This is a genomic window from Streptomyces sp. NPDC057253, from assembly GCF_042669125.1.
Classification (GTDB): domain Bacteria; phylum Actinomycetota; class Actinomycetes; order Streptomycetales; family Streptomycetaceae; genus Streptomyces.
The window spans coordinates 1-7,691 of record NZ_JBHUXV010000237.1 but is presented as its reverse complement, the minus strand read 5'-3'; the positions used below and the strand labels follow the sequence as shown (position 1 = coordinate 7,691).

Here is a 7,691-nt window from a genome sequence, read left to right as displayed (position 1 = left end):
GGGTACGGCTACCCGCCGGCCGCCCAGGCACAGCGCCCCGGCGCCGGCGGCCCGGTCGGCGCGCCCGCGCCGGGCTCCCGCACCCGCCACTGGATCGAGATCAACGGCACCCGCCATCAGATCTCCCGCGCCACGCTGGTGCTGGGCCGCAGCACCGAAGCCGACGTGCGGATCGACGACCCCGGCGTCTCGCGCCGGCACTGTGAGATCCGGACCGGAACGCCCTCGACGATCCAGGATCTCGGGTCCACCAACGGCATCGTGGTGGACGGGCAGCACACCACCCGCGCTACGCTCCGCGACGGCTCGCGGATCGTCGTGGGCAGCACCACCATCATTTACCGGCAAGCCGAAGGGTGAAGCGGGGGCAATGTCAGAGCTGACCCTCACGGTCATGCGGCTGGGTTTCCTGGCCGTACTGTGGCTGTTCGTGATCGTGGCCGTGCAGGTCATCCGCAGCGACCTGTTCGGTACGCGCGTCACCCAGCGCGGCGCGCGCCGGGAGGCCGGCCGCGCCCAGCAGGCTCAGCGGCAGGCGCCTCCGCAGCAGCGCCAGCAGCCGGCCTCCGGGGGCCGCCAGCGCCGTAACGCCCCCACCAAGCTCGTCGTGTCCGAGGGCACCCTCACCGGCACCACCGTCGCGCTCCAGGGCCAGACCATCACGCTGGGCCGGGCGCACGACAGCACCATCGTGCTGGACGACGACTACGCCTCCAGCCGGCATGCCAGGATCTACCCGGACCGCGACGGCAACTGGATCGTCGAGGACCTGGGCTCGACCAACGGCACATACCTCGACCGGAGCCGGCTGACGACTCCCACACCGATTCCGCTGGGCGCGCCGATCCGTATCGGCAAGACCGTCATCGAGCTGCGGAAGTAGTGCTACATCATGAATAGGCGCGAGCGGAGCGAGCACGCGGCGTGGGCCCCCACCCCGGGCCCCGGCGCGCTCCCGACCGGAGGGTGGGCACCGTGCGGATGTATCCGGAGCCGACGGGCGAGGTGCGCATGAGTCTGTCACTGCGCTTCGCCGCCGGATCGCACAAAGGCATGATCCGGGAGGGCAACGAGGACTCCGGATACGCCGGGCCCCGCCTGCTCGCGATCGCCGACGGCATGGGCGGCGCCGCCGCCGGTGAGGTCGCCTCCTCCGAGGCCATCTCCACCATCGTCGCCCTCGACGACGACGTGCCCGGCTCCGACGTCCTCACCTCGCTCGGCCACGCCGTCCAGCGCGCCAACGACCAGCTGCGCTCCATGGTCGAGGAGGACCCCCAGCTGGAGGGCATGGGCACCACGCTCACCGCCCTGCTGTGGACCGGCCAGCGCCTCGGCCTCGTGCACGTCGGCGACTCCCGCGCCTATCTGCTGCGCGACGGCGTCCTCACCCAGATCACCCAGGACCACACCTGGGTGCAGCGTCTGGTCGACGAGGGCCGCATCACCGAGGAAGAGGCCACCACCCACCCCCAACGCTCCCTGCTGATGCGGGCGTTGGGCAGCGGCGAGCATGTCGAGCCCGACCTGTCCATCCGCGAGGTGCGGGCCAGCGACCGCTATCTGATCTGCTCCGACGGACTGTCCGGCGTGGTCTCTCACCAGACCCTCGAGGACACCCTCGCCAGCTACCAGGGCCCCCAGGAGACCGTGCAGCAGCTCATCGAGCTCGCGCTGCGCGGCGGCGGCCCCGACAACATCACCGTCATCGTCGCCGACGTCCTCGACCTCGACACCGGCGACACCCTCGCCGGACAGCTCTCCGACCAGCCCGTCGTGGTCGGCGCGGTCGCCGAGAACCAGAACCACCTGCACGACAACGGCATCATGCAGACCCCCGCCGGCCGCGCCTCCGGCCTCGGCCGCCAGGTGCCCGGACAGGGCGGCGGCGAGTACGGCCAGGCCGGCTCCGGCGACACCACCGGCTACGTCCCGGCGGGCAGCTTCGGCGACTACACCGACGACGACTTCGTCAAGCCCCGCAAGGGCGGCCGGTGGCTGAAGAGATCCTTCTACACGGTCCTCGCGCTGGCCGTCATCGGCGGCGGCCTGTACGGCGGCTGGCGCTGGACCCAGACCCAGTACTACGTCGGCGTCAACGGCGAGCACGTGGCGCTGTACCGGGGCATCAGCCAGGACCTGGCGTGGGTGTCGCTCTCGAAGGTGTCCAAGGACCACCCCGAGATCGAACTCAAGTACCTGCCGCCGTACCAGCAGAAGTCGGTCGAGGGCACCATCGCCGAGGGCGACCTGAAGACCGCCCAGAAGAAGATCGACGAACTCGGCGTCCAGGCCTCCGCGTGCAAGAAGGAGGCCGCGGCCGAGGCCACGGAGAGCGGGAAGAACTCCAAGACGGGCCAGGGCGAGGCCGGCGGCACCACGGGAACCACCCAGTCCTCCCTCGCGTCCAAGGCCACACCGACCCCTACGGTCACGTCCTCCCCGTCCCCGAACGCTTCCGCAACCCCGACCGCGCCCACTCCCACCCCCGGCCCCACCCTCTCGGACGAGGAGAAGCAGGTCGTCGGGAACTGCGGTACGCAGTAGGCAAGCCGTGAGAGGCCCTGTTACACGATGAGCGGTACTTCAGCCACGAACACGTCGACGCACCACACGTCCACGATCGGCGCGATCGGCGCACCCAGCCGCCGCAACACCGAGCTGGCCCTGCTGGTGTTCGCCGTGCTCATCCCGGTCTTCGCGTACGCCAACGTGGGCCTGGCCATCGACGACAAGGTCCCGGCCGGGCTGCTGAGCTACGGCCTGGGCCTCGGCCTGCTGGCCGGCGTCGCCCACCTCGTCGTACGGAAGTTCGCGCCGTACGCGGACCCGCTGATGCTGCCGCTGGCGACCCTGCTCAACGGCCTGGGCCTCGTGGCGATCTGGCGGCTGGACCAGTCCAAGCTGCTCCAGCAGATCGGCGTGGCCGGCGGCAAGGCCACCAACCAGCTGATCTACACCGCGATGGGCATCGCCCTGTTCGCCGTCGTGCTGATCTTCCTCAAGGACCACCGGGTCCTCCAGCGCTACACCTACATCTCCATGGCCGGCGCGCTGGTCCTGCTCCTGCTGCCGCTGGTACCGGGCCTGGGCGCCGACATCACCTACGGCGCCAAGATCTGGATCAAGGTCGGAAGCTTCACCATCCAGCCCGGCGAGTTCGCCAAGATCGTCCTCGCGGTCTTCTTCGCCGGCTACCTCATGGTCAAGCGGGACGCGCTCGCGCTCGCCAGCCGCCGCTTCATGGGCCTGTACCTGCCGCGCGGCCGGGACCTCGGTCCGATCATCGTCGTCTGGATGATCTCGATCCTCATCCTGGTCTTCGAGACCGACCTCGGTACCTCGCTGCTGTTCTTCGGAATGTTCATCATCATGCTGTACGTCGCCACCGAGCGGACCAGCTGGATCGTCTTCGGTCTGCTGATGTCGGCGGCGGGCGCGGTCGGCGTGGCCAGCTTCGAGCCGCACGTGCAGACCCGCGTCCAGGCCTGGCTCAACCCGATGCGCGAGTACACCCTCAGCCGCAACCCGAACGGCGACGGCCTGGTCCACTCCGAGCAGGCCATGCAGGCCCTGTGGGCCTTCGGCTCCGGCGGCACCCTCGGCACCGGCTGGGGCCAGGGTCACTCCGAGCTGATCCGCTTCGCCGCCAACTCCGACTTCATCCTCGCCACCTTCGGCGAGGAGCTGGGCCTGGCCGGCCTGATGGCGATCCTGCTGATCTACGGCCTGATCGTGGAGCGCGGCGTCCGCACCGCCCTCGCCGCCCGCGACCCCTTCGGCAAGCTCCTCGCCATCGGCCTGTCCGGCGCCTTCGCGCTCCAGGTCTTCGTGGTGGCCGGCGGTGTGATGGGCCTGATCCCGCTGACCGGTATGACGATGCCCTTCCTGGCGTACGGCGGTTCCTCCGTCATCGCCAACTGGGCCCTGATCGGCATCCTGATCAGGATCAGCGACACCGCACGCCGCCCGGCGCCCGCCCCCGCCCCCAGCCCCGACGCCGAGATGACCCAGGTGGTCCGCCCGTCATGAACAAGCCCCTGCGCCGGATCGCGATCTTCTGCGGCCTGCTGGTCCTCGCCCTGCTCATCCGCGACAACTGGCTCCAGTACGTCAAGGCCGACAGCCTCCGCGAGGACCCCGACAACCGCCGTGTGCTGATCGCCCGGTACGCGACCCCCCGCGGCGACATCATCGTCGACGGCAAGTCCATCACCGGGCACGCGGAGACCACCTCGGGCGACTTCAAGTTCAAGCGCACCTACAAGGACGGCGCGATGTGGGCGCCGGTCACCGGCTTCGTCTCGCAGTCCTTCGGCGCCACCCAGCTGGAGTCCATCGAGGACGGCATCCTCACCGGCAACGACGACCGGCTCTTCTTCCGCAACACCCTCGACATGCTCACCGGCAAGCCGAAGGAGGGCGGCAATGTCGTCACCACCCTCAACGCCGCCGCCCAGAAGGCCGCCTACGAGGGTCTGAAGAAGCAGGGCGGCAAGGGCGCGGTCGCCGCCATCGAGCCGTCCACCGGCAAGATCCTGGCGCTCGCCTCCTACCCGTCGTACGACCCCTCCACGATCGCCGGCGGCAGCGACGCCGACGCCGAGGCCTGGAAGAAGATCGACAAGAAGAACAACCCCGACGACCCGGCGCTCAACCGGGCACTGCGCGAGGTCTACCCGCCCGGCTCCACCTTCAAGGTCATCACCGCGGCGGCCGCCCTGGAGAACGGCCTGTACACGGAGGCGGACGAGAAGACCAAGTCGCCGCTGCCGTGGACCATGCCGGGCACCACGACCCAGCTGAAGAACGAGGGCAACATCCCCTGCGAGAACGCCACCATGCGGGTCGCCCTCCAGTACTCCTGCAACACCGTCTTCGGCAAGATCGGCTCCGACCTCGGCAACGACAAGATGCTCGAGGAGGCCAAGAAGTTCGGCTTCGACGAGCAGCAGTTCGTGCCGGTGCGCTCCAGCGCCTCGGTCTTCTCCAAGGACATGAACCCCTCGGAGACCGCGCTGTCCTCGATCGGCCAGTTCAACACCGCCGCGACCCCGCTCCAGATGGCCATGGTCGCCTCGGCGGTCGCCAACAACGGCACCCTGATGAAGCCGTACATGGTCGACTCCCTCCAGGCCCCGAACCTCGACACCCTCGAGAAGACCGAGCCGGAGAAGATGAGCGAGCCGCTGTCGGCCCAGAACGCGCAGATCCTCCAGTCGATGATGGAGACGGTCGTCAAGGACGGCACCGGCAAGACGGCCCAGATCCAGGGCGTCACCGTCGGCGGCAAGACGGGTACCGCCCAGCACGGCGAGAACAACAGCAAGAACCCGTACGCCTGGTTCATCTCGTACGCCAAGGTCGGCGACAGCGCCCCGGTCGCGGTCGCCGTGGTGGTCCAGGACGACAACGCGGTCCGCGAGAACATCTCCGGCAGTGGTCTCGCGGCGCCCATCGCCAAGAGCGTGATGGAGGCGGTCATCGACTCCAAGAAGTGACCCCGCTCACGTCCCCTTCACATCGGTGCACGTTGCGATACCGGTCCTGTATCGGGTGACGCACTTGGCCAGGTCACACAAAGCAAGCCGGGTACGGTAGGCCCGGAGTGCAGCCTCCGACCGCACACACGTGCCGGTCGGGACCGACGGAGAGGGCTGGTAGGAAGCTATGGAAGAGCCGCGTCGCCTCGGCGGCCGGTACGAGCTGGGCCAGGTGCTCGGCCGTGGTGGCATGGCGGAGGTCTACCTCGCCATGGACACGCGCCTCGGCCGCACGGTGGCGGTGAAGACGCTGCGCGCGGACCTCGCGCGCGACCCGTCCTTCCAGGCCCGGTTCCGCCGGGAGGCCCAGTCGGCCGCCTCGCTCAACCATCCCGCGATCGTGGCGGTCTACGACACGGGCGAGGACTACATCGACGGGGTCTCGATCCCGTACATCGTCATGGAGTACGTCGACGGCTCCACGCTCCGTGAGCTGCTCCACTCCGGCCGCAAGCTGCTGCCGGAGCGCTCCCTGGAGATGACCATCGGGATCCTCCAGGCGCTGGAGTACTCCCACCGCAGCGGGATCGTGCACCGGGACATCAAGCCGGCCAACGTCATGCTCACCCGCAACGGCCAGGTCAAGGTCATGGACTTCGGCATCGCCCGCGCCATGGGCGACTCCGGCATGACGATGACCCAGACGTCCGCGGTGATCGGCACCGCCCAGTACCTCTCTCCGGAGCAGGCCAAGGGCGAGCAGGTCGACGCGCGGTCGGACCTCTACTCCACCGGCTGTCTCCTGTACGAGCTGCTGACGGTCCGGCCGCCCTTCGTGGGCGACTCCCCGGTGGCCGTCGCGTACCAGCACGTACGCGAGGAGGCCCAGCCGCCGTCGGTCTTCGACCCCGAGATCACGCCCGAGATGGACGCGATCGTGCTGCGGGCCCTGGTCAAGGACCCCAACTACCGCTACCAGTCGGCCGACGAGATGCGCGTCGACATCGAGGCCTGCCTCGACGGCCAGCCGGTCGCGGCCACCGCGGCCATGGGCTCGGTGGGCTACGGCGGTTACCCCGACGACCAGCCGACGACGGCCCTGCGCTCCGACGCGGGCGCCACCACCATGCTGCCGCCGATGAACCCGGACGACGGCGGCTACGGCTACGACGACCGCCCCGACCGGCGCCGCCAGAAGAAGTCGAACACCTCGACGATCCTGCTGGTGGTGGCGGGCATCCTGGTGCTCGTCGGCGCGATCCTGATCGGCAAGTGGATCTTCAGCGGCGGCGGTGCGGGCAACGACCAGGTGGCCGTGCCGAATCTCGTCAACCAGTCGCAGCAGGCGGCAGAGCAACAGCTGACCAACGTCGATCTGAAACTCGGTGAGGTCACCCAGAAGGCCTGTGAGAACACGGCCAAGGGCAACATCTGCGAGCAGAACCCGACCCAGGGCACCAAGGTCGACAAGAACTCCGCCGTCAGCATCGTGGTGTCCACCGGGGCGCCCAAGGTGGCCGTCCCCAGCGTCCTGGGCCAGGACGTCGACGAAGCCACGAAGACACTCGAGGACGACAAGTACCAGTTCGTCGTCAAGACCAAGCAGAAGGAGTCGGCCGAGGAGGCGGGCACCGTCCTCGATCAGGATCCGAAACTGGGCGAGGAGGTGGAGAAGGGCTCCACCATCACCCTCACCATCGCCAAGGCCCAGGAGAAGTCCACGGTCCCGGACGTCATCGGCCAGTCCTGTGACGACGCCAAGGCCCAGATGCAGGCCAACGACCTCGTCGGCAACTGCACCGAGGTGGAGACCGAGGACACCAACCAGATCGGCAAGGTGATCGCGACCTCACCGCAGGCCGGCACCCAGGTCGAGAAGAACTCGTCGGTCAACATCCAGATCGGCAAGGCGGCGGACAAGACCGAGGTCCCCAACGTCGTCGGACAGACGGTCGGCCAGGCCAAGCAGATCCTCAACAACGCCGGCTTCAACAACATCCAGTTCGCCAACGGCAGCGACCAGAGCGACAACGCCCTGGTGGCCCAGCAGAACCCGGGCGGTGGCACCGAGGTCAACGACCCCGGCGCCACCCAGATCACCCTGGCCACGGTGAGCGTCGGAAACGGCAACAACGGCGGCAACAACGGCGGCTTCTTCGGAGGCGGCAACGGCTAGCCGTACAGCACAAAGGGCAGGGCCCCGGAACC

At 68.9% G+C, this 7,691-nt stretch carries 6 protein-coding genes; all 6 read left to right on the top strand.

The window, feature by feature from the left end; genetic code table 11:
* Nucleotides 1-360, top strand: a 360-nt coding sequence (locus ACFULQ_RS47925) for an FHA domain-containing protein (RefSeq protein ID WP_381062903.1), incomplete at its 5' end; no start/stop codon positions are given.
* Nucleotides 361-370: 10 nt separating this feature from the next.
* The gene (locus ACFULQ_RS47920; protein ID WP_383557821.1) at nucleotides 371-883 is read left to right on the top strand and encodes an FHA domain-containing protein; all 513 of its coding nucleotides are present in this window, start codon (nucleotides 371-373) and stop codon (nucleotides 881-883) included.
* 98 nt (nucleotides 884-981) lie between these two features.
* Complete coding sequence (locus ACFULQ_RS47915) at nucleotides 982-2,547, top strand: Stp1/IreP family PP2C-type Ser/Thr phosphatase (protein ID WP_383557824.1); 1,566 nt, start codon at nucleotides 982-984, stop codon at nucleotides 2,545-2,547.
* A 27-nt stretch (nucleotides 2,548-2,574) separates the two neighbouring features.
* Complete coding sequence (locus ACFULQ_RS47910; RefSeq protein ID WP_383557819.1) at nucleotides 2,575-4,032, top strand: FtsW/RodA/SpoVE family cell cycle protein; 1,458 nt, start codon at nucleotides 2,575-2,577, stop codon at nucleotides 4,030-4,032.
* Nucleotides 4,029-5,501: a peptidoglycan D,D-transpeptidase FtsI family protein gene (locus tag ACFULQ_RS47905; protein ID WP_383557817.1), complete on the top strand. Its 1,473-nt coding sequence runs from the start codon at nucleotides 4,029-4,031 to the stop codon at nucleotides 5,499-5,501. Before ACFULQ_RS47910 ends, ACFULQ_RS47905 begins: the two co-directional genes overlap by 4 nt.
* 169 nt (nucleotides 5,502-5,670) lie before the next feature.
* Entirely contained in the window at nucleotides 5,671-7,659 is a 1,989-nt protein-coding gene (gene pknB, locus ACFULQ_RS47900) for a Stk1 family PASTA domain-containing Ser/Thr kinase (RefSeq protein WP_383557814.1), read from the top strand.
* The last annotated feature ends 32 nt before the right edge of the window (nucleotides 7,660-7,691 follow it).

Coding starts and splice junctions, on each gene's coding strand:
- ACFULQ_RS47920 (WP_383557821.1), top strand. CDS start 371: ATGTCAGAGCTGACCCTCACGGTCATGCGGCTGGGTTTCCTGGCCGTA.
- ACFULQ_RS47915 (WP_383557824.1), top strand. CDS start 982: ATGTATCCGGAGCCGACGGGCGAGGTGCGCATGAGTCTGTCACTGCGC.
- ACFULQ_RS47910 (WP_383557819.1), top strand. CDS start 2,575: ATGAGCGGTACTTCAGCCACGAACACGTCGACGCACCACACGTCCACG.
- ACFULQ_RS47905 (WP_383557817.1), top strand. CDS start 4,029: ATGAACAAGCCCCTGCGCCGGATCGCGATCTTCTGCGGCCTGCTGGTC.
- pknB (WP_383557814.1), top strand. CDS start 5,671: ATGGAAGAGCCGCGTCGCCTCGGCGGCCGGTACGAGCTGGGCCAGGTG.